This is a genomic window from Pseudorhodoplanes sp., assembly GCA_032027085.1.
Classification (GTDB): domain Bacteria; phylum Pseudomonadota; class Alphaproteobacteria; order Rhizobiales; family Xanthobacteraceae; genus Pseudorhodoplanes.
Genome location: JAVSMS010000001.1, coordinates 157,045 through 175,856 on the forward strand (window position 1 = coordinate 157,045; position 18,812 = coordinate 175,856).

Annotated in this window: 20 protein-coding genes; 12 read left to right on the forward strand and 8 right to left on the reverse strand. The window is 62.3% G+C overall.

The genetic code is table 11. The features are described from left to right. Positions 1-25: 25 nt before the first annotated feature. Positions 26-544, reverse strand: a complete 519-nt coding sequence (locus RO009_00810) for a DUF1465 family protein (protein MDT3683569.1) — start codon at positions 542-544, stop codon at positions 26-28. A 315-nt stretch (positions 545-859) separates the two neighbouring features. Then, the gene (locus RO009_00815; protein MDT3683570.1) at positions 860-1,054 is read right to left on the reverse strand and encodes a DUF1192 domain-containing protein; all 195 of its coding nucleotides are present in this window, start codon (positions 1,052-1,054) and stop codon (positions 860-862) included. A 128-nt stretch (positions 1,055-1,182) separates the two neighbouring features. On the opposite strand from RO009_00815, the gene RO009_00820 reads away from it, so the two are divergent. Both RO009_00820 and RO009_00825 read left to right on the forward strand, forming a co-directional pair. Beyond that, entirely contained in the window at positions 1,183-2,181 is a 999-nt protein-coding gene (locus tag RO009_00820; GenBank protein ID MDT3683571.1) for an NAD(P)H-quinone oxidoreductase, read from the forward strand. Positions 2,182-2,398: 217 nt separating this feature from the next. After that, the gene (locus tag RO009_00825; GenBank protein ID MDT3683572.1) at positions 2,399-5,275 is read left to right on the forward strand and encodes an EAL domain-containing protein; all 2,877 of its coding nucleotides are present in this window, start codon (positions 2,399-2,401) and stop codon (positions 5,273-5,275) included. A 151-nt stretch (positions 5,276-5,426) separates the two neighbouring features. Here RO009_00825 and RO009_00830 read toward each other — a convergent pair whose 3' ends face one another. Beyond that, a complete protein-coding gene (locus RO009_00830) occupies positions 5,427-6,035 on the reverse strand; it encodes a YqgE/AlgH family protein (protein ID MDT3683573.1) in 609 nt (202 codons plus the stop codon). A gap of 110 nt (positions 6,036-6,145) precedes the next feature. Between RO009_00830 and RO009_00835 the strand changes: the two genes are divergently transcribed. Continuing rightward, positions 6,146-7,039, forward strand: coding sequence for a protein-disulfide reductase DsbD family protein (locus tag RO009_00835; protein MDT3683574.1), 894 nt, complete (start codon positions 6,146-6,148; stop codon positions 7,037-7,039). Positions 7,040-7,110: 71 nt separating this feature from the next. After that, the gene (locus RO009_00840) at positions 7,111-7,593 is read left to right on the forward strand and encodes a peroxiredoxin (GenBank protein ID MDT3683575.1); all 483 of its coding nucleotides are present in this window, start codon (positions 7,111-7,113) and stop codon (positions 7,591-7,593) included. 114 nt (positions 7,594-7,707) lie between these two features. Here the strand turns inward: RO009_00840 and rnhA are convergent, their stop codons facing one another. The 3 genes from rnhA to ispH are packed head-to-tail and all read right to left on the reverse strand — an operon-like array spanning position 7,708 to position 10,109. After that, positions 7,708-8,160, reverse strand: a complete 453-nt coding sequence (gene rnhA / locus RO009_00845) for a ribonuclease HI (GenBank protein ID MDT3683576.1) — start codon at positions 8,158-8,160, stop codon at positions 7,708-7,710. Beyond that, a complete protein-coding gene (locus RO009_00850) occupies positions 8,157-9,137 on the reverse strand; it encodes a homoserine kinase (protein ID MDT3683577.1) in 981 nt (326 codons plus the stop codon). Before RO009_00850 ends, rnhA begins: the two co-directional genes overlap by 4 nt. A 3-nt stretch (positions 9,138-9,140) precedes the next feature. Further along, entirely contained in the window at positions 9,141-10,109 is a 969-nt protein-coding gene (gene ispH / locus RO009_00855) for a 4-hydroxy-3-methylbut-2-enyl diphosphate reductase (protein MDT3683578.1), read from the reverse strand. 124 nt (positions 10,110-10,233) lie between these two features. Here ispH and RO009_00860 point away from each other — a divergent pair, with 124 nt between their 5' ends. The 6 genes from RO009_00860 to RO009_00885 all read left to right on the forward strand — a co-directional run bounded on the left by RO009_00860 (position 10,234) and on the right by RO009_00885 (position 13,963). Further along, positions 10,234-10,653: a hypothetical protein gene (locus RO009_00860; GenBank protein MDT3683579.1), complete on the forward strand. Its 420-nt coding sequence runs from the start codon at positions 10,234-10,236 to the stop codon at positions 10,651-10,653. Between the two features lie 165 nt (positions 10,654-10,818). Further along, complete coding sequence (locus RO009_00865) at positions 10,819-11,532, forward strand: DUF1013 domain-containing protein (protein ID MDT3683580.1); 714 nt, start codon at positions 10,819-10,821, stop codon at positions 11,530-11,532. A 231-nt stretch (positions 11,533-11,763) separates the two neighbouring features. Then, on the forward strand, positions 11,764-11,994 hold the full coding sequence (locus RO009_00870) for a hypothetical protein (GenBank protein MDT3683581.1): 231 nt from the start codon (positions 11,764-11,766) through the stop codon (positions 11,992-11,994). Positions 11,995-12,074: 80 nt separating this feature from the next. Next, positions 12,075-12,257, forward strand: coding sequence for a hypothetical protein (locus RO009_00875; GenBank protein ID MDT3683582.1), 183 nt, complete (start codon positions 12,075-12,077; stop codon positions 12,255-12,257). A 200-nt stretch (positions 12,258-12,457) separates the two neighbouring features. Continuing rightward, positions 12,458-12,958 (forward strand): GNAT family N-acetyltransferase, encoded by a 501-nt coding sequence (locus RO009_00880; GenBank protein ID MDT3683583.1) that lies wholly within the window; start codon positions 12,458-12,460, stop codon positions 12,956-12,958. 165 nt (positions 12,959-13,123) lie between these two features. Further along, positions 13,124-13,963: a L,D-transpeptidase gene (locus RO009_00885; GenBank protein MDT3683584.1), complete on the forward strand. Its 840-nt coding sequence runs from the start codon at positions 13,124-13,126 to the stop codon at positions 13,961-13,963. A 79-nt stretch (positions 13,964-14,042) separates the two neighbouring features. Here the strand turns inward: RO009_00885 and RO009_00890 are convergent, their stop codons facing one another. After that, complete coding sequence (locus RO009_00890) at positions 14,043-15,962, reverse strand: propionyl-CoA synthetase (protein ID MDT3683585.1); 1,920 nt, start codon at positions 15,960-15,962, stop codon at positions 14,043-14,045. A gap of 152 nt (positions 15,963-16,114) precedes the next feature. On the opposite strand from RO009_00890, the gene RO009_00895 reads away from it, so the two are divergent. Next, positions 16,115-16,879, forward strand: coding sequence for a sulfite exporter TauE/SafE family protein (locus RO009_00895; GenBank protein ID MDT3683586.1), 765 nt, complete (start codon positions 16,115-16,117; stop codon positions 16,877-16,879). Between the two features lie 7 nt (positions 16,880-16,886). Then, positions 16,887-17,648, forward strand: a complete 762-nt coding sequence (locus RO009_00900) for a sulfite exporter TauE/SafE family protein (GenBank protein ID MDT3683587.1) — start codon at positions 16,887-16,889, stop codon at positions 17,646-17,648. A gap of 13 nt (positions 17,649-17,661) precedes the next feature. Here RO009_00900 and RO009_00905 read toward each other — a convergent pair whose 3' ends face one another. Continuing rightward, entirely contained in the window at positions 17,662-18,810 is a 1,149-nt protein-coding gene (locus RO009_00905; GenBank protein ID MDT3683588.1) for a M24 family metallopeptidase, read from the reverse strand. Between the last annotated feature and the right edge of the window lie 2 nt (positions 18,811-18,812).

Consider the following 18,812-nt stretch of genomic DNA (forward strand, 5'->3'; position numbering starts at 1 on the left):
CCGCGCAGCGCGGGGTTTTTTGTTGTCAGCGGCCGCTTTCGAAAGCCGCTTTCAGAAGGCCGAGCTGACTTTCGACCGGATTGTTCCTGGGCGGCGCCGGCTGATCCGGGCCATGCATGGTGGCATCCAGACGCCGCACCTGCTCGGTGAGATGATGCGAGCGTGCGATCAATTCGTTCAGCGTGTCCGGCAGCAGCTTCATGGAATCCGGATCAGTCGGATGACCGGCGGACAGCTTGACCTTGGTTTTCTCCTGATTGACCTGGGCGAGCGACATTTCGCCTTCGCGGACCGCGCGATGCAGCAGCAGCCATGACGCGAGTTGCATCAGGCGCGTGGTCAGACGCATGCTTTCGGTCGCATAGACCAGCGCCGCCGCGCGGCTCAGTTGCTTGGATTCCTTGCGCCCCGGACCGTCGAGATAGGCTGCAGTCTCCTCGACCAGCGTCATGCCGTCCTTGAACAAATTCGAAAATGCCTGCGAATTCGCGAGCTTTTCCTTGAACAGGACCGGCCCGGAATCCTGAACGGATTTTTCCGACATTTTTTACGCCTCACCCAACTGCGCATGACAATACGCGCGCGGGGGCAGCCGGGTAAAGCGAATGCACGGCTAATTTAATTTCATAGTTGCCGATCAGGGTGAACGGGTTGCCCCGAAATGGGACAAAAAAAAGAGCCGCCGAAAGCGGCGGCTCAGTTAATAACAGGGAGGCGTCAAACAGAGTGGACAGGAGCCACTCATCGCCCAGAAGATGGACGAGCCCTAGTAATGACTTAGAAAGTTTAAGTTTGAGTTAAATGAGAAATATTTTGTAAAACCAATCTGTTGAATCCGATCGTTCATTTGTTTCGTTTGCTACTTCTTGAAGAACTGATCGGCGGTATTGCGCGACGCCTGTTTTGAATTCATCGCGCTTTCGAGCCGTTCGATTTCGGATTTCAACAACGCGATGCGCTCGCGCAATTCCTCAAGCGACAAGAGCGAGAGATCCTGTCCGATGTCATGCCGCGTTTTTTTCTTCGGACGGTCGTCGTCATCGAACGCTGCCATGGCGCACCTCGTTCCGCGCAAAAATAACGCGGCACTTTTAGCCCTGCGCGGCCGGGTTGTCACATGCGGCCCTGGCGACTAAACACACCGCATCTGCAGCGATTTTCCACGTTTATCAGGACAGACTCATGGGTTCCGTTCCGTCACGCATGACTGTAATCGGCATCGCTTCGCCCGGCGGACCCGAGGCACTGGTTCCTGAAGAGCGGCCCGTTCCGATGCCGGGCACCGGCGACATTCTCGTCAAGGTAATCGCCGCCGGCGTCAATCGCCCCGACGTCGTGCAGCGCAAGGGTCTCTACCCGCCGCCTCCCGGCGCGAGCGATATTCCGGGTCTGGAGATTGCTGGCGAAGTTGTCGCGCTCGGCAGCGGCGTGACGCGCTGGAAGATCGGCGACAAAATCTGCGCGTTGGTGATCGGCGGCGGTTACGCCGAATATTGTCTCGCGCATGAGAGTCACGCGCTGCTGGTGCCGGCCGGTTATTCCATGACGGAAGCGGCCGCGATTCCGGAAACCTTCTTCACCGTCTGGCACAATGTGTTTGAGCGCGGCGCGCTGAAGAGCGGCGAGACTCTTCTTGTGCATGGCGGCTCGTCCGGCATCGGCACCACGGCGATCCAGCTCGCCAAGCAATTCGGCGCGCGCGTCATCGTCACCGCCGGCTCCGACGACAAATGCGAGGCCTGCCGGAAGCTCGGCGCCGATGTCGCCATTAACTATAAGACGCAAGACTTTGTCGCGGAGACCAAGAGTGCGACGGGCGGCAAGGGCGCCGACGTCATCCTCGACATGGTCGGCGGCGACTACATCGAGCGCAACTACGAGGCCGCTGCGGTCGAGGGACACATCGTGCAGATCGCCTTCCAGGGCTCGACGAAGGCGACGGTCGATTTCCGCCGCATCATGCTCAAGCGCCTGCACCATACGGGCTCAACGCTGCGCTCGCGCTCGGTCGCGGACAAGGGCGTGATCGCGCAGGCCATTATGGAGAAGGTCGTCCCCCTGCTCGCCGCCGGGACGGTCCGGCCGGTCATGGATTCCACCTTTCCGCTGGCCGAGGCCTCGAAAGCCCATGCCCGCATGGAATCCAGCGCCCATATCGGCAAAATCGTGCTGACGGTCTAAAGTCTGATTTCGGCCCTTCACCAACACGAGCGCCGATTCTGGCCCATGTGTCCGTCTCCAAGCCATAATGCCGAGAAACCAGCCCCAGCGCCCCGAAAAGGGCGTAAAGGTGGTCCGTTGGTATGGGTATGGGGTGGGGGAGCACGGGCCCGTGCGGGAACACCGCAAAATCCATCCGAGACAACCTGAGACGGCCGGAGGGCGTCGTTTGCGTAATTTGCGCCTTTCGGCATTTCTCGTTGCGGTTGCGGCAACGCTGCTCCTCGCTGGCACGCCCGCGCGCGCGGTCGATGCCGTCAATGTGCGCATCGACGCGCCCGCCATCGACCTGACCGGGGCGACCGAGCGCCCCCGCACCGAAGGCGACCGCGTGCAGGTCTCCACCGCGCCGGGGCCGGACGGCATCATCCGCCGCATCGAGGTGCGCGGCCGCGAGGCCGGTAATTACTGGGCCGTGTTCGCGCTCACCAACAACAGCGACGAGCAGATCGACCGCCTGATCGTCATTCCGCATTACCGCATGGTCGGGTCCGGCATGTTCTGGCCGGATCTCGGATTGTCGCGCGTGGTCGCCATTACGCCGAGCTCCGGCGAGCGGCCGGACCGGCAGGACAGTTCGACCGCCGACATTTTCCGCATCACGCTCGATCCCGGCTCGGTCGTCACCTATGTGATGGAATTGCGCACCGACTACCTGCCGCAGCTCTATCTGTGGGAGCCGGACGCCTACAAGGACAAGATCAATTCCTTCACGCTCTACTACGGCATCGTCATCGGAATTGCCGGCCTGCTCGCCTTGTTCCTCACCATCCTGTTCGTGGTGAAAGGCAGCGTGATGTTCCCCGCCGCCGCCGCACTCGGCTGGGCGGTGCTGGTCTACATCGGCATCGATTTCGGATTCTGGGCGAAGGTCTTCGACATGTCGGCCGGCGCCGAGCGCGTTTGGCGCGCCATTGGCGAAGCGATCCTCGCTGCGACCCTGCTTGTCTTCCTGTTCGCCTATCTCAACCTGAACCGCTGGCATGTGCGCTACGCGCATATCACGCTGGCCTGGCTGGGCGGCCTCGCCGCGCTGGTCATGCTCGCGGTGTTCGATCCGCCGATCGCGGCGGGCATCGCGCGTTTCTCGCTCGGCGCTGTCGCCATTCTCGGCTTTGGTCTGGTCATCTATCTCTCCACGCACGGTTACGACCGCGCGGTGCTGCTGATCCCGACCTGGTTCCTGCTGGTGATCTGGGCGATCGCGGCAGGTCTCACCATCAGCGGTTTCGTCACCAACGATATCGTTGGCCCGGCTTTGCTCGGCGGTCTTGTGCTGATCGTGATGCTGATCGGCTTCACCGTCATGCAGCACGCTTTTGCCGGCTCGATCACGCACGGCATCGTCTCGGATGTCGAGCGCCGCGCGCTGGCGCTGACCGGCGCCGGCGACATGATCTGGGACTGGGACGTGTCATCCGACAAGGTGTTCACCTCGCCGGAAACCGAACATATGCTCGGACTAAAGCGCGGTTCGCTGGAAGGTTCGGCCGCCGGCTGGCTGGATTATCTGCATCCGCTCGATCGCGACCGCTTTCGCGCTTCGCTCGATGGGGTGATCGAGCAGCGGCGCGGCCGTCTCCTGCAGGATTTCCGCCTGCGCACCAACGACGGGCATTATCTGTGGTTCGCGCTGAAGGCCCGGCCTGTGGTCGGCTCCGATGGCGAAGTGGTGCGTCTCGTCGGCACACTTACCGACGTCACCGAGTTCAAGACCGCGGAAGAGCGCCTGCTGCACGACGCCGTGCACGACAACCTCACCGGTCTGCCCAACCGCCAGCTTTTTCTCGACCGTTTCGAAGGCGTGTTGAGCTTTGCGCGCGCCGACAACACCATCCGTCCGACCGTGATGGTGATCGATCTCGACCGCTTCAAGCAGGTCAATGATTCCGTCGGCATAGCCGTCGGCGATTCCATCCTGCTGACGCTGGCGCGCCGACTCGGCCGCCTGCTCAAGCCGCAGGACACGCTGGCGCGGCTCTCGGGCGACCAGTTCGCGCTGATCCTCCTGTCCGAGCGCGATCCCGGCAAGATCATCGCCTTCGCCGAAACCATCCGCCGAACCCTGCGCGCGCCGATCACCTTCAACGACCGCGAAATCTTCCTCACCGCGTCGATCGGGCTCGCGCTCGCCGACGGCCAGACCGCGCGCACCGAGGAAATCCTGAAGGACGCCGAGCTTGCGATGTATCACGCCAAGCGCATCGGCGGCGACCGCATCGAGGTGTTCAAGCAGGCGATGCGCGCCCGCAAGACCGATCGCCTGACGCTGGAATCCGAACTACGGCGCGCGCTGGAGCGTGAGGAAATCACGTTGCACTATCAGCCTATCATCCGGCTGGAAGACCGCACTGTTGCCGGCTTCGAGGCGCTGGCGCGTTGGGACCATCCTAAGATGGGTCGCATGTCGCCGGCCGAATTCATCTCGGTCGCGGAAGAGATCGGCCTGATCGTCGATCTCGGCATGTTCGCGCTCGAGCGTACCGCCAAGCAGCTCAGCCTGTGGCAGCGGAACATGCGCCCGCACGAGGCGATCTTCGCCAGCGTCAATGTCTCCTCGCGGCAATTACTGCGGCAGGATCTGATCCACGACCTGCGCACCGTCCTGTCGCGCTCCTCGGTGATGCGCGGCACGCTCAAGCTGGAGCTCACTGAATCGCTGATCATGGAAAATCCGGAGCACGCGGCGCAGATGTTGTTGCGCATTCGTGAGCTCGGCGCCGGGCTTGCGCTCGACGATTTCGGCACCGGCCATTCCTCGCTCGCCTATCTGCAGCGCTTCCCGTTCGACACCATCAAGATCGATCAATCCTTCGTACGCACGACCGCGAAAGGCCGACGTCCGGTGATTCTGCGCTCGATCATCGCGCTTGCGCACGACCTCGGCATGGAAGTCGTGGCGGAAGGTGCGGAGACGGATTCGGATGCGGTCGAGCTCTATCAGCTCGGTTGCGAATATGCGCAAGGCTTTGCCTTCGGCGAGCCGATGACCGCCGAACAGGCCGGCAAATTGCTGAACCAGGAGCGTCAGGAACTGGTGCGCAATACGGCCTGATCGAATTGGCCACTAACAGCAAGGTGAATTCTGACGTTCGCTCTCCTGTTGGGAGAGGGTGAGGGGGCCAGAAGTAGTTGCTTTAAAGATTTAACCCCTTACCCGCGCGCTTCGCGCGCGACCTCTCCCAAAGGGAGAGGTGAAGAGTTGTCTATGCGTGCCCGACGTCGTTCGACAGCATGCCCGGCCCGATGCCGATCTTGCGCAGCGCCTTGGCATATTTCTGATCGTTGTCGGCGCCGAAAATCAGATCGGGATCGGCGGGACAATGCAGCCAGCCATTCTTCTGGATTTCCGACTCCAGTTGCCCCGGCGCCCAGCCGGCATAGCCGAGCGCGAGAATGGCGTTCGCCGGTCCGTCGCCCTTGGCGATGGCCTTGAGAATGTCGAGCGTCGCCGTCAGGCAAATGCCTTCGTCGATCGGCAGAGTGGAATTCTCGATGAAGAAGTCCGCCGAATGCAGCACAAAGCCCCTGCCGGTTTCCACCGGTCCGCCCTTGAGGATCTTGATCTCATCAGACGGCGAAATCTCGATCGCCTCGCCTTCCTTGATGACCTCGAGCTGCACCAGGAGATCGGGAAAGTTGATGTTGGAGGCCGGCTGATTGACCACGATCCCCATGGCGCCTTCCGGCGAATGCGCACAGACGTAAATGACGCTGCGCGAAAAGCGGTCGTCTGCCATGGCCGGCGTCGCGATCAACATCTGGCCATCGAGATAGCCTCGGCCGGGTTTGTCCTGCAGCGCTTTGCGAGCCATTTTCATACGAAAAGGTTACCCCCTTCGGCGCGGCTTGGGAAATGGAACTTCGCCTAAATATTCACGAGCATGTCAGTGGCGGCGCGCACCATTCCTGATAAACGGAAACCATGTTTACGGCTGTATTGCGATCAAATCCGAGCCAAGTTGTCACACGGTCCTGCGCCAGCATAGCGGCCGCCATCTGTCTGGCGTTCTTCGCCGCGGGGGTGTCGCGCGCAAGCGGCGCAACCGGCGCGTCTGAATGGGCCGGGGATGCAAGGTCTGCCGCGCGTCTGATCGCCGGCGCGGTACAAACCGATCAGGGTGCAAAAATTCACCGCGCCGGCGTGGAAATCCGCATGGCTCCGGGGTGGAAAACTTATTGGCGATATCCCGGCGATTCCGGTGTGCCGCCGCATTTCGATTTCGCCGGCTCCGACAATGTCAAAAACGTGACCGTGCTGTGGCCCGCTCCGCAACGCCTCGTCGACAGCGAAGGGGTGACCATCGGTTACAAGAGCAACGTCATCTTTCCGGTGCGCATTGAAGCGCAGGACCCGGCAAAACCGGTCACATTGCGGCTCAAGCTCGATTACGCGATCTGTGAAAAATTATGCATCCCGGTAGACGCCAGGTCGGAGCTCAGCCTGACCGGGGCTGCCAGCGCAACCGACGCATTGTTGTCGGCGGCGGAGAAACGCGTCCCGCAGCCAGCCGAGGTGGGCAAGGGAAAGGACATTTCGATTGTCAGCGTCCGGCGCGAGGCTGCAGCTTCACCTGCCCGCATTCTAGTCGATGTGAAGGCGCCGGCCGGAACTACGGCTGAACTGTTTGCCGAAGGCCCCACGCCGAACTGGGCCCTGCCGGTGCCGGAGCCGGTGGCCGGCGCAGACGCAGGATCGCAGCGCTTCGCCTTCGTGCTGGACGGGCTGCCGCCGGGCGCCAGCGCCAAAGGTGCCGTTCTCACATTGACGGCATCGGCGGGCGAGCGCGCCATTGAGACCCGTTTCCGCCTCGACTAACAGCTGCGCGGCGCCTAACTTGCCGCCCCATTCAATGATGACAAAACTCGAAACCGCGGAAAGGAAGAATCATGTCGATCAAGGTCGGTGACCGCCTGCCCAACGCCACATTCCGAGTCATGACCGCCGAAGGCCCCAAGCCGAAAACCACCGATGAGGTTTTCAAGGGCAAGAAGGTCGTGCTCTTTGCCGTGCCGGGCGCCTTCACCCCGACCTGCCACAAGAACCACCTGCCCGGCTTCGTGCAGAGCGCCGACGCCATCAAGGCCAAGGGAGTCGACACCATCGCGGTCACCAGCGTGAATGACGTGTTCGTGCAGGACGCCTGGAAGAAAGCCTCGAATGCCGACGCCATCGAATTTCTCTCGGACGGCAGCGCGGAATTCGCCAAAGCAATTGGACTTGAGCTCGACGCTTCGGGACTGGGCCTCGGCATCCGCTCGAAACGCTATTGCATGGTCGTCGAAGATGGCGTGGTGAAGACGCTGAATATCGAAGACGTGCCGAGCAAGGCAGACATTTCCAACGCCGAGAATATCCTGAAGGCGTTGTGAGCCATTCTACCATCACAATCGTGATGGCCGGGCTTTGTCCCGGCCATCTACGTCTTTGGCCATGAAACGCCATCAAGACGTGGATGCCCGCGACAAGCGCGGGCATGACGGCAGCTAATTTTTTCCCGCCCGCATTTCCGCAATCGCCGAGCGCGCCAGCGCGTCCGCGCGCTCATTCAGCTCATGCCCGACATGGCCCCTCACCCAGTGCCATTTCACGTCATGGCGCGCCATCGCCTCGTCGAGCCGCCTCCACAGATCGGCGTTCTTCACCGGCTTCCTGTCGGCGGTCTTCCAGCCGTTGCGCTTCCAGCCGTGAATCCAGCTTGAAATGCCGTTCTGCACATACTGGCTGTCGGTGTGCAGATCGACGCGGCAAGGCTTCTTCAGCGCCTCAAGCGCGGAGATCGCCGCCATCAGCTCCATGCGGTTATTGGTGGTGTGCGCTTCCGAGCCTTTCAGCTCTTTCTCATGGTCGCCGAAGGTGAGGATCGCACCCCAGCCGCCGGGGCCGGGATTGCCCGAACACGCGCCATCGGTATGGATGATGACGTGAGGATCGCTCACGCAGTCACGTCCTTCGCTTCCACGCCATAATCGCCGATGCTTTTCGCATGCTGATGAAAACGCAGCTTGCGGAAATATTCCTGCGGGCTTTTCGGCTTCACCAGCGCACCTGGCGGCACGTTGAGCCAGTCGACGAGGCGCGTCAGCAGGAAGCGCATCGCCGCGCCGCGCGCCAGGACAGGCATCGCGTTCAACTCGCCCTCAGACAGCGCGCGCACCCTGCGGTAGGACTGCAGCAGCGCACGACCCTTGGTGATGTTGTAGGAAAAATCCTGCTCGAAGCACCAGGCGTTCAGGCAGATCGCGACGTCATAGGCGAGCGTATCGGTGCAGGCGAAATAGAAATCGATCAGCCCCGACAATTTGTCGCCGAGAAAGAACACATTGTCGGGAAACAGGTCGGCATGGATCACCCCCTGCGGCAGGTTGCGCGGCCAGTGCGCCTCCAGGAAATCCAGCTCCTGTTCAATGGTTGCCTTCAGGCCGTGCTGCACGCCGTCGGCGCGTTCGGCGCAGGCCTCAAAGATCGGCCGCCAGCCCTCAACCGACAAAGCGTTGGCGCGCGTCATCGGGAAATCGGCGCCCGCAAGGTGCAGTTGCGCCAGCGCCTCGCCCACGGCCCCGCAATGCTTGGCATCGGTGCGGCGCATCCACATGCCTTCGAGGAAAGTGACGATCGCGGCGGGACGGCCCGCGACCTTGCCGAGGGCTTCTCCCATCTTGTTCTTCACCGGCTGCGGACAATTCAGCCCGCGCGCGGCGAGGTGCTCCATCAACCCGAGGAAGAACGGCAGATCGCCGACGGCGACGCGCTTCTCGTAGAGCGTCAGAATGAAATGTCCGGCTTCGGTGTGGAGCAGAAAGTTGGAATTCTCCACTCCCTCGGCGATGCCTTTGTAGGACAGCAATTTGCCGATGTCGTAGCCGGCGATGAAGCTTTCCAGGTCTTCGACGGAGACATCGGTGTAAACGGCCACGGGCTACTCCGCGGCTTCGGGATGGCGCAGCGCACGCGGCAGCGGGAAGAACACGTCCTCTTCCGTCGCCGTCACCGTCTCGACACGGAGCTGATAGCGGCTTTCGAAAGCGCCGAGGATTTCCTCGACCAGCACCTCGGGCGCGGAGGCGCCGGCGGTGACGCCCAGCGAGGTGATGGCGCCGAAACGGCTCCAGTCGATATCGGCGGCGCGTTGCACCAGCGCTGCAAACGGGCAGCCGGAACGCTCGGCGACTTCCTTCAGCCGCTGCGAATTTGACGAGTTCGGCGCGCCGACCACGATCATCGCGTCCACCTTCGGCGCGACGCGCTTCACCGCATCCTGCCGGTTGGTGGTGGCGTAGCAGATGTCTTCCTTGTGCGGGCCGGCGATGTCAGGGAACCGCCGTTTGAGCGCGGCGACAATCCCGGCGGTGTCGTCGAGCGACAGCGTCGTCTGTGTCACATAGGCGAGATTGCTCGCATCCTTCGGTACAAAGGCATCCACGTCGGCAACCGACTCGACCAGTTTCACCGCGCCGTCCGGCAATTGGCCGATGGTGCCGACCACCTCCGGATGCCCGGCATGGCCGATCAGCACGATCTCGCGCCCGCGCCGAAAATGGATCTCCGCCTCGCGGTGCACCTTGGTGACCAGCGGACAGGTGGCGTCGAGCGCGAAGAAGTTTCGCCGTTCTGCCTCCGCCGGCACCGTCTTGGCGACGCCATGCGCGGAGAAGATCACCGGCGCGCTGGTGTCGGGAATCTCGTCCAGTTCCTCGACAAAGACCGCGCCCTTGGCTTTCAGGCCCTCCACCACGTAGCGGTTGTGGACGATCTCGTGCCGCACATAGACCGGCGGGCCGTAGAGCGCGAGCGCCCGCTCGACCGAATCGATGGCACGGACCACGCCGGCGCAGAAGCCGCGCGGGGAGCACAGCACCACATTCAGCAACGGCTTGTCGGCGGGCACGGCGACTCCTGTCGGCGGGAGCGTCTGAGAAATCACCCGCGAATTGGGGCGCGTCCCCCTGCACTGTCAAGTAAGGCGAACCGATTTGGCGACAGGTTCGACTTAAGAGAAAGAGAAGGGTAATATGCTGCAATTGCCGGGAATTGGGCATTCGGAGCGGGGCCGGCAGATGATGTCGCACAGGATTTTACTCACTCTCACGCTGGCGGCCGCGCTCGGCGGCTGTTCCTCGTCGTCCACGCTCTCCCGCTACACCCATGACAGCCCGGAAGCGGCCCAGGAGGCCGCCGGCATCTACCTCGACGGCACCGGCCCGACGGCGGAGGCCGCCGAGCAGGCGGAAACCCGGCGTCAGACCGCCCGGACGCCTCGCCCGGCCGCGCCGCGGACTGCCCGTGCCGAGGACCTCTCCGCCCGCACCACCGGCACCCGCAGCCAGGCCAAGAGGCAGCCGCTGAAGCCCTATTCCGAGGAATGGTGGGAGAAGGAGAACCGCGAGGACGCCCGCCTGAAGCAGAAAATGAATATCTGCAGAGGGTGTTAGGCTTGAACTGCTGACATCCGCTTTTCAGCATCACCGGCGAAATCTCTCCAATCCCGTTATTGCCCCGAAAGGCGGCTGCGCCTATATTCCGCGCAATTCCCGTCATCCCCGATGACCACCGGCTTCGCCCCGAACGGGCGGGCGAAGCCCAGAGGAGATTTTGCCATGCAGGAAGCGCCGCTGATGCCGAAGGCCACGGCCGTCTGGCTGGTCGAGAACACGGCCCTGTCGTTCGACCAGATCGCCGAATTCTGCAAGCTGCACCCGCTGGAAGTGAAGGCGATCGCCGACGGCGACGCCGCGCAGGGCATCAAGGGCCTTGACCCGATCCAGACCGGGCAGTTGACCCGCGACGAGATCGAAGCCGGCGAAAAGAACAGCGAGCACAAGCTCAAGCTGGCCGACCGCAAGGTGCGCGTGCCGGAACCGCAGAAAAGCAAGCGCGGGCCGCGCTATACCCCGGTGTCGCGCCGCCAGGACCGCCCCAACGCGATCCTCTGGCTAATCCGCAATCATCCGGAACTCAAGGACGCGCAGATCATGCGGCTGGTCGGCACCACCAAGTCGACCATCCAGGGCATCCGCGAACGCACCCACTGGAACGCGGCCAATCTATCACCGCTCGATCCGGTGACGCTCGGGCTGTGCTCGCAGATCGATCTCGACATGGAAGTGCGCAAGGCCGCGAAGGAGAAGCCGGCGCCGAGCGAGGCCGAGCGCATCACGCTGCTGCCCGCTTCCGTCACTACTGCGCCCGCTCAGGAAGAAGAGCACGAACTCACGCCCGCCGAATCCAAGAGCAAGGACGACGCGAATGTCAGCGCGGTCTTCGCCAAGCTGAAACAGCTCGGCGGCGGCAAGCGCGAGGACGAAGAATAATTTGGACCGCAATCATGCCCTGCCGCTGATCGCTCTGCGCAGATGATGAATCATAATGCCGGCCCGGTGGCGGGCATTATTTTGCGCGGCGCCACGCCGCAAACACAAGTCTGACCGCGGATTCAGTTCCATGAATACCGCTTCATCGGCCGGCGCCTTTGGTGCGCTGTTGGAACGCTCTCCCTCGCGCCGCGTTCACTCCGCGGCACGAACAACCAGAGGAGAACGTCCATGTTGCGCAAATCTTTGATCGCTGCCGGCGTTACGCTTGGCCTCGCCTTCCCCGCCTTCGCGCAGACGACCGAATATTATGTCGTGCAGGACACGGCGACCAAGAAATGCACCATCGTCGACAAGCGGCCGACGACGCAGACCACGGTTGTGGTGGGCGACGGCGTGTTCAAGACACGCACCGAGGCCGAAGCGGGTCTGAAAAAGATCAAGGTCTGCACAACGAACTGACCTGATGAAGAGACGGGGCCGGTTTTGCGCTCCGTCTCTTTCTCGCGCGCAGATGCGGCAATCGGCGGGAGGAACATGCGATGAACGACGCCTCGACTGATCTGCAGATGGACAAACCGTTCTGCCCGAAATGCGGTCTGCCGATGCAGCTCTCGCACCTCGAGCCGACGATGCAGCCGGAGGATCACGTCGTCTGGCGCTGCTGCTCCTGCGGCGAGACGCTGGAGAAGGTGTCACTGGGCGAAAGCGGTCAAATGAAATAAGAGGTGGACGCCCGGCCGGAAACATCGCTGCCTCGGCCGGGCGTCATCACGTGACCGGGACATTAACTTTCTTGCCCCGCTTCGGGCTTTCTTATATGCCCGGCACCCGCCCGCCTTGAGATAGCGCAAACGTCTTCTCATCATTGCCTGGCTTGACGGAAAGCCGGATTTATTGGACTTGCCCTGCAACAGGCTCGCGCATGAATTCATCTCTGTGGCGCCCCTTGGCGAGTGCCGACATCGCGGCGGCGCACGCGCTGTCGAAAATGGTGCATCCGGGTTACCCGGAGGACCGCGCGATATTTGAGGAGCGCTTGCGGCTCTTTCCGGACGGCTGCTTCGCGCTGCCGTCAGAGGAAGGTCTTGCCGGCTACGCGCTCTCGCATCCTTACGTAAAAGACTCCGCGCCGGCGCTCAACAGATTGCTCGGCGCGCTGCCCGAACATTGCGACACCTATTACGTTCACGACGTGGCGCTGCTGCCTGACGCGCGCCGCACCGGCGCTGCGTCCGCCATCGTTGCGTTGCTCAAGGCGCAGGCGCGGGCGGCGGGTTTCGACACGATGTGCCTGATTGCGGTGAATGACTCCGCGCCGTTCTGGGAGAAGTATGGATTTACGGTGCGCGATGTCGGGGGGATGCGGGAGAAGCTCGCGAGTTACGGAGATGGGGTGGTGTATATGCGCTGCGGTGAGCGATAAGCACGCGCGGAACACAAGGCCGGGCATGAGGGGCCGAAATTTCCTCATTTCCGGCCACCTGTCTTTCCTCCCTCCACTGTGTCCTTCCTGCACTAGCCTCCCCATACCGCCGCCCCTAATTTGCAGTCCTTCACCGGCGGGGGCCCGTGGAGGGAAGTGTCTGAAATGCATGGAATTTCGACGTTCTTCATTGCCGCTTTGGCCCTGATCGGCCTGTCCATTTCTCCTCTTTCTGCGCAGACCCTGGCGGCGGCGACGGCTTCGGGGGAAGCCGACGCCGCGGCCGGGGTCACCTCCAGCGAGACAACGCCCGGCGCCGTCGAAGTCGCGCAGAAGCCGAAAGCGCGCAGCAGGCGCCAGACCGCGCAGCCTGCGCCGCAGCCGACCCCGGCTAAGCGTTTCACCAATTTCTTCCTCGGCAACAACGCCTCGACCTCCGCGCGCGGCGTGTCCGCTTCGGCGCGGCCCGGCGCCCAAGGCGGCTCCACCGCCGAGATCATGATGCAGCGCGCGGTCGCGTCCTATTCGACATCGTCGAATGCGCTCGGCTTCGGGCTCTATCGCATCGTGCCGAAGGAGACGGTGGACTTCCGCGAGAAGCACGCACCCGGCACCATCATCGTGCGGCAGCGCGAGAAGCGGCTCTATTACGTGCTCGGTGACGGCAAGGCGATCAAATACGCCATCGCGGTCGGACGCGAGGGCGCGGCCTGGTCCGGCGTCTCCACCGTATCCGACAAGCGCGAATGGCCGGACTGGACGCCGACGCCGGACATCCTCAAGCGCCAGCCCGATCTGCCGCGGCATGTCGAAGGCGGCCCGCACAATCCGCTCGGCGCGCGCGCGCTTTATCTCGGCCAGACGCTGTACCGCATCCACGGCACCAATGAGCCCTGGCGCATCGGCGAAGAGGCATCGTCCGGCTGCATCCGCATGACCAACAACGACATCATCGATCTGTACAACCGTACCAAGATTGGCGCGACGGTGATCGTGCAACGGTGAAGTAGAATTACGGGGGGTGGAAAACGGCCGGGCGCATGCCCGGCCGTTTTGCTTTCTTCTCTCTGCTGAAAGGGAGGAATTAACCTCCAACCCCCTTCCCCTTCAGCGCGCTGCCGATCTCGTCGAGGATCGCCGGATCGTCGATCGTGGCCGGCATGGTCCATGGCTCCTGATCCGCAATCTTCTTCATCGTGCCGCGCAAGATCTTGCCGGAGCGCGTCTTCGGCAGACGCGGCACGGTAATCGCAAGCTTGAACGCGGCGACGGGTCCGATCTTCTCGCGCACCAGCGCCACGATTTCCTGCTCGATCGCCGCGTGATCGCGCGTGACTCCGGCCTTGAGCACGACGAAGCCGCAGGGCACCTCGCCCTTCAGCGTATCATTCACGCCGATCACCGCACATTCGGCGACATCGGGATGCGCGGCCAGAACCTCCTCCATGCCGCCGGTCGAGAGACGATGGCCGGCGACATTGATGATGTCGTCAGTGCGGCCCATCACGAAGACATAGCCGTCCTCGTCGCAATAGCCAGCATCGGCGGTTTTATAGTAACCGGGAAATTCGGCGAGATAGCTTTCGACGAAGCGATCGTCCTGCTGCCACAAAGTCGGGAAACAGCCGGGCGGCATCGGCAATTTCACCACCAGCGCGCCGATCTTGCCGGCTGGCAGTTTCTTGTTCGATTCATCGACCACGTCGACCTCGTAGCCGGGCATCGGCGCCGTCGCCGAGCCATGCTTCACCGGCAACGTGCCGAGGCCGACCGGATTGCCGGCAATGCACCAGCCGGTCTCGGTCTGCCACCAGTGATCGATCACCGGCACTTTGATCTTCTCTTCAGCCCATTGCACCGTTGGCGGATCGGCGCGCTCGCCGGCGAGGAACAGCGTGCGGAAACTCGACAGGTCGTAGTTCGCAAGCAATTTCGCGTCCGGGTCTTCCTTCTTGATCGCTCGGAACGCGGTCGGCGCAGTGAACAAAGCGACAGCCTTGTGCTGCGAGATCACGCGCCAGAAAGCGCCGGCATCCGGGGTGCCGACCGGCTTGCCTTCATACATCACCGAGGTCGCTCCGTGCAGCAGCGGGCCATAGACGATATAGGAATGTCCGACCACCCAGCCGATGTCGGAAGCGCACCACCAGATCTCGCCGGGATTGATGCCGTAAAGATATTGCATCGACCATTTCAGGGCGACCATGTGGCCGCCGTTGTCGCGCACCACGCCCTTCGGCAATCCGGTGGTTCCTGAGGTGTAGAGAATGTAAAGCGGATCGGTGGCGGCGACCGGAACGCAATCGGCGAACTTGCCGTCGCGTTGCGCCTGTGTGCGCAGCGTCGCCCAGTCGTGATCGCGGCCTTCGATCATAGGCGCTTCTTCCTGCGGGCGCTGCAGGACCACGCAAGCGTCGGGCTTGGAAGCCGCGAGGCTGATCGCCTCGTCGAGCAGCGGCTTGTATTTGACAATGCGACCCGGCTCGATGCCGCAGCTCGCCGACAGAATGAGTTTCGGCTTGGCGTCGTCGATGCGCTTGGCGAGTTCCTTCGCTGCGAAGCCGCCGAACACCACCGAATGCACCGCGCCGATGCGCGCGCAGGCCAGCATCGCGAACACCGCTTCTGGCACCATCGGCATGTAGAGAATGACGCGGTCGCCTTTCTTGACCCCGAAATCCTGAAGCACCGCCGCGAGAGTCGACACCTCGAACAGCATATCCTTGTAGGAATAGGAAGCGACAATGTCGGTAACCGGCGAATCGTAGATCAGCGCCGGCTGGTCGCCGCGGCCATTGGCGACATGGCGGTCGAGTGCGTTCCAGCAGGTGTTGCAGACCGCGCCGGCGAACCAACGACCGTAAATGCCTTGCGCTGGATCAAAGACCTTCTGGGCCGGTTCGAACCAGTCAATTTCCTTTGCCGCGTCTGCCCAGAATCCCTCCGGATCCCGCTGCCACCGCGCATAGACGTCCGGATAGCTGCTCTTGGTCTTGGCATCCATCGACGCCTCCCTGATTACGTTGTTTCGCGCATTGTGGGGGGGCCCGGACGGGCATTGCAAGCGCGGCACGCAGCCACCCCATACGCAAAAAGCACTAGTGGTCAAATGCCTGCTGGGCTTTGATCCGGCGCAATCCTCAAGCCCGCCACCGAATGGCTCTCCCCACCGCTCCGACCTTCTGGCTCGTCGCCTGTTTCTGCGTTCTGCTGCTCGGGCTCGCCAAGGGCGGTTTCGCCGGCGTCGGAGCGGTGGCGACACCTATCCTGGCGCTTCTGCTGCCGCCGTTACAGGCCGCGGTAATCCTCCTGCCGATCATCATGCTGCAGGACCTGATCACCATGATCGCCTATCGCCATCATCTGAACCGCTGGAACCTAATGGTGGGGATTCCCGGCGGCGTGATCGGCGTCGGCCTCGCCGGCCTGCTCGCCGCTTACGTGACCGACGCGCATATCCGGCTTCTGATCGGGCTGATCGGCGCGTCCTTCGTGATATGGCGCTGGTTCGGGCCGAAAGGCGGCGATATCGGCCTCAAGCCGTCTGCCGCGAGCGGCGCGTTCTGGGCGACCATCAGCGGCTTCACATCGACGCTGTCGCATGCCGGCGGCCCGCCGTGGCAGGTTCACATCCTGCCGCAAAACCTGCCCAAACTCGTTCTGGTCGGCACCACCGCCTGCTTCTTCGGCGCGATCAACTACGTGAAGCTCATCCCGTTCTTTGCCCTCGGACAATTCACGTTCGACAATCTCGCGGTATCGGCTCTGCTTATACCGGTGGCGATCGTCACGAATTTTCTCGGCATCTGGCTGGTCCGGGTCACGCCGCAAGAGACCTTTTACAAGATCGTATATGTGTTCACTTTCCTCGTGTCGCTGGAGCTGATCCGCAACGGCGCCGCGACGCTATGGAACGGCTAGGCCTGCAATGTCCGTGATCACCGAACCTCTTTTTTATCTGATTGCCCTGCCCGCCGTTCTCGCGCTCGGCCTGTCGAAGGGCGGCTTTGCCGGCATCAGCCTTCTTGCGACGCCGCTGCTCGCGCTCTATCTGCCGCCGCTGGAGGCGGCAGCGCTGCTTCTGCCGATCCTGATCGTGCAGGACGTGATCTCGGTCTGGGTCTATCGGCGCGACTGGAGCGCCTGGAACTTGAAAGTGCTGACGCCCGGAGCACTGATCGGACTCGGCGTCGGCTGGCTGTTCGCCGCGCAGGTGTCAGATACGGTGATACGTCTTGCCGTCGGCCTGATCGGCACCGTCTTCGTGCTACACAAGTTTCTGCAGCGCGGACCGGTGCAGCCACAAAAGAAGACCGCCGTCAGCGGCGTCTTCTGGGGCTGCGTGTCCGGCTTTACATCCTTTTTGGTGCAAGGCGGCGCTCCGCCTTTCCAGGTGCACATACTGCCGCAGATGCTTCCCAAGATGACGCTTGTCGGCACCACCACCATCTTTTTCGCATTGGTCAACTTCCTGAAGATCGGCCCCTATTTCGCGCTCGGCCAATTCTCGCCGACCAATCTCGCGACCTCGCTCGTCCTGTTGCCCTTTGCCATCGGCGCCAATTTCCTCGGCATCTGGCTGGTCCGGATCACGCCGCAGGATGTGTTTTACCGCATCGCCTATATTCTGGTGCTGTGTGTATCGATGCTATTGCTGTGGCAGGGATTTTCCGACCTGCGCAATAACTAGCAACGAAACATCGTCATTCGACAAACTGAACCTTGGCCGGGATCGGCGCCAAAGCTTCCGCGCCGTTTTCCGTGATGAGGACCGGATATTCGAGTCGCATGCCACCAACATTTGGTTGATAAAAATGCGTGCCCAACGCGATGACCATGCCCGTTTGCAGGACATCGTCGCTTGAAGCGTTCATGAAAGGGCGCGTACGCGCGCATGTGCCGAGCCCATGGCCGAAGAGCGGTAGGCCGAATTGTCCAACATCGCTGCGCCCGAAAGCTGCAATGCCTTCCCGCACACAATCGCGGACAGCGCGCCCGGGCCGCAGCGAAGCCAACAAGGCGGCCGCCGTCTGTTCCCAGCAATCGATAGCATGCCGCTGCGCAGCGTTGGGTTTTCCATAGAAGATCGGCACCGAAAGATCCGACAGATAGAGATCAATCATCGAGTGCAGATCAACGATTGCGAATTCGTTCTTTCGTATGACGCGATCGGTGCTTTGCTGCGTCACGCCGCGCAAGAACGCGGTGCGTTCCCCGCCGCCAACCTCGGTACCGCCAGTGACCGCCCACGCCCACGTGCTTCCATGATCACGGATCGCGGCCTCGACAAGACCCGCGAGGTGATTTTCCGTGATGCCTTCACGCACTGCCTTGAGCGCCGCCTGAAAGCCGATATGTCCGACTTCCGCTGCCCGCCGCAAACGTTCGATCTCTGGCGCCGATTTGATCAGCATGAGATCGTCAATGAATCTCACCCCATTGACTAGATCAGCGGCCGGTAGAGCTGACTTCAGATCAAGGTACTCGCCTGCAGTGAGCATTCCAGGGGCGACCTGCGCCGCGCCCGGATGTGAAAGGTCGACACCAATTGAGCCGCGATCGCTTTTGTGTGCAGCCAGTCTCTTGGCGATCAGTTCGGTCATGCCGGACCCGAAGAACTCGAAGACGGCATGCGGGCAACCTTCTGCCTTCACCCGTTCCGAATCCATCGACCAGTAGACCACCTCGCAGTCGCCTGCCGCAGTGACGATGACGGCGCCGCGCCAAGGCATGAACGCCCCGCACAGATAATGCAGTGATGCCTGGCGCGTGCCGACATAGGCCGCAACGTTTTCCTGCGCGAGGCGGGATGCAAGCGCGGCCACGCGGGCGTTGAAGTCGATAGGCTGCATGG

Excerpts from the sequence above, each read along its gene's own strand:
- RO009_00815 (MDT3683570.1), bottom strand. The coding sequence starts at position 1,054 with ATGGCAGCGTTCGATGACGACGACCGTCCGAAGAAAAAAACGCGGCAT.
- RO009_00820 (MDT3683571.1), top strand. The coding sequence starts at position 1,183 with ATGGGTTCCGTTCCGTCACGCATGACTGTAATCGGCATCGCTTCGCCC.
- RO009_00865 (MDT3683580.1), top strand. The coding sequence starts at position 10,819 with ATGCAGGAAGCGCCGCTGATGCCGAAGGCCACGGCCGTCTGGCTGGTC.
- RO009_00890 (MDT3683585.1), bottom strand. The coding sequence starts at position 15,962 with ATGGATGCCAAGACCAAGAGCAGCTATCCGGACGTCTATGCGCGGTGG.
- RO009_00830 (MDT3683573.1), bottom strand. The coding sequence starts at position 6,035 with ATGGCTCGCAAAGCGCTGCAGGACAAACCCGGCCGAGGCTATCTCGAT.
- RO009_00840 (MDT3683575.1), top strand. The coding sequence starts at position 7,111 with ATGTCGATCAAGGTCGGTGACCGCCTGCCCAACGCCACATTCCGAGTC.
- RO009_00880 (MDT3683583.1), top strand. The coding sequence starts at position 12,458 with ATGAATTCATCTCTGTGGCGCCCCTTGGCGAGTGCCGACATCGCGGCG.
- RO009_00810 (MDT3683569.1), bottom strand. The coding sequence starts at position 544 with ATGTCGGAAAAATCCGTTCAGGATTCCGGGCCGGTCCTGTTCAAGGAA.
- RO009_00875 (MDT3683582.1), top strand. The coding sequence starts at position 12,075 with ATGAACGACGCCTCGACTGATCTGCAGATGGACAAACCGTTCTGCCCG.
- RO009_00860 (MDT3683579.1), top strand. The coding sequence starts at position 10,234 with ATGCTGCAATTGCCGGGAATTGGGCATTCGGAGCGGGGCCGGCAGATG.
- RO009_00885 (MDT3683584.1), top strand. The coding sequence starts at position 13,124 with ATGCATGGAATTTCGACGTTCTTCATTGCCGCTTTGGCCCTGATCGGC.
- RO009_00870 (MDT3683581.1), top strand. The coding sequence starts at position 11,764 with ATGTTGCGCAAATCTTTGATCGCTGCCGGCGTTACGCTTGGCCTCGCC.
- RO009_00900 (MDT3683587.1), top strand. The coding sequence starts at position 16,887 with ATGTCCGTGATCACCGAACCTCTTTTTTATCTGATTGCCCTGCCCGCC.
- RO009_00905 (MDT3683588.1), bottom strand. The coding sequence starts at position 18,810 with ATGCAGCCTATCGACTTCAACGCCCGCGTGGCCGCGCTTGCATCCCGC.
- RO009_00895 (MDT3683586.1), top strand. The coding sequence starts at position 16,115 with ATGGCTCTCCCCACCGCTCCGACCTTCTGGCTCGTCGCCTGTTTCTGC.
- RO009_00835 (MDT3683574.1), top strand. The coding sequence starts at position 6,146 with ATGTTTACGGCTGTATTGCGATCAAATCCGAGCCAAGTTGTCACACGG.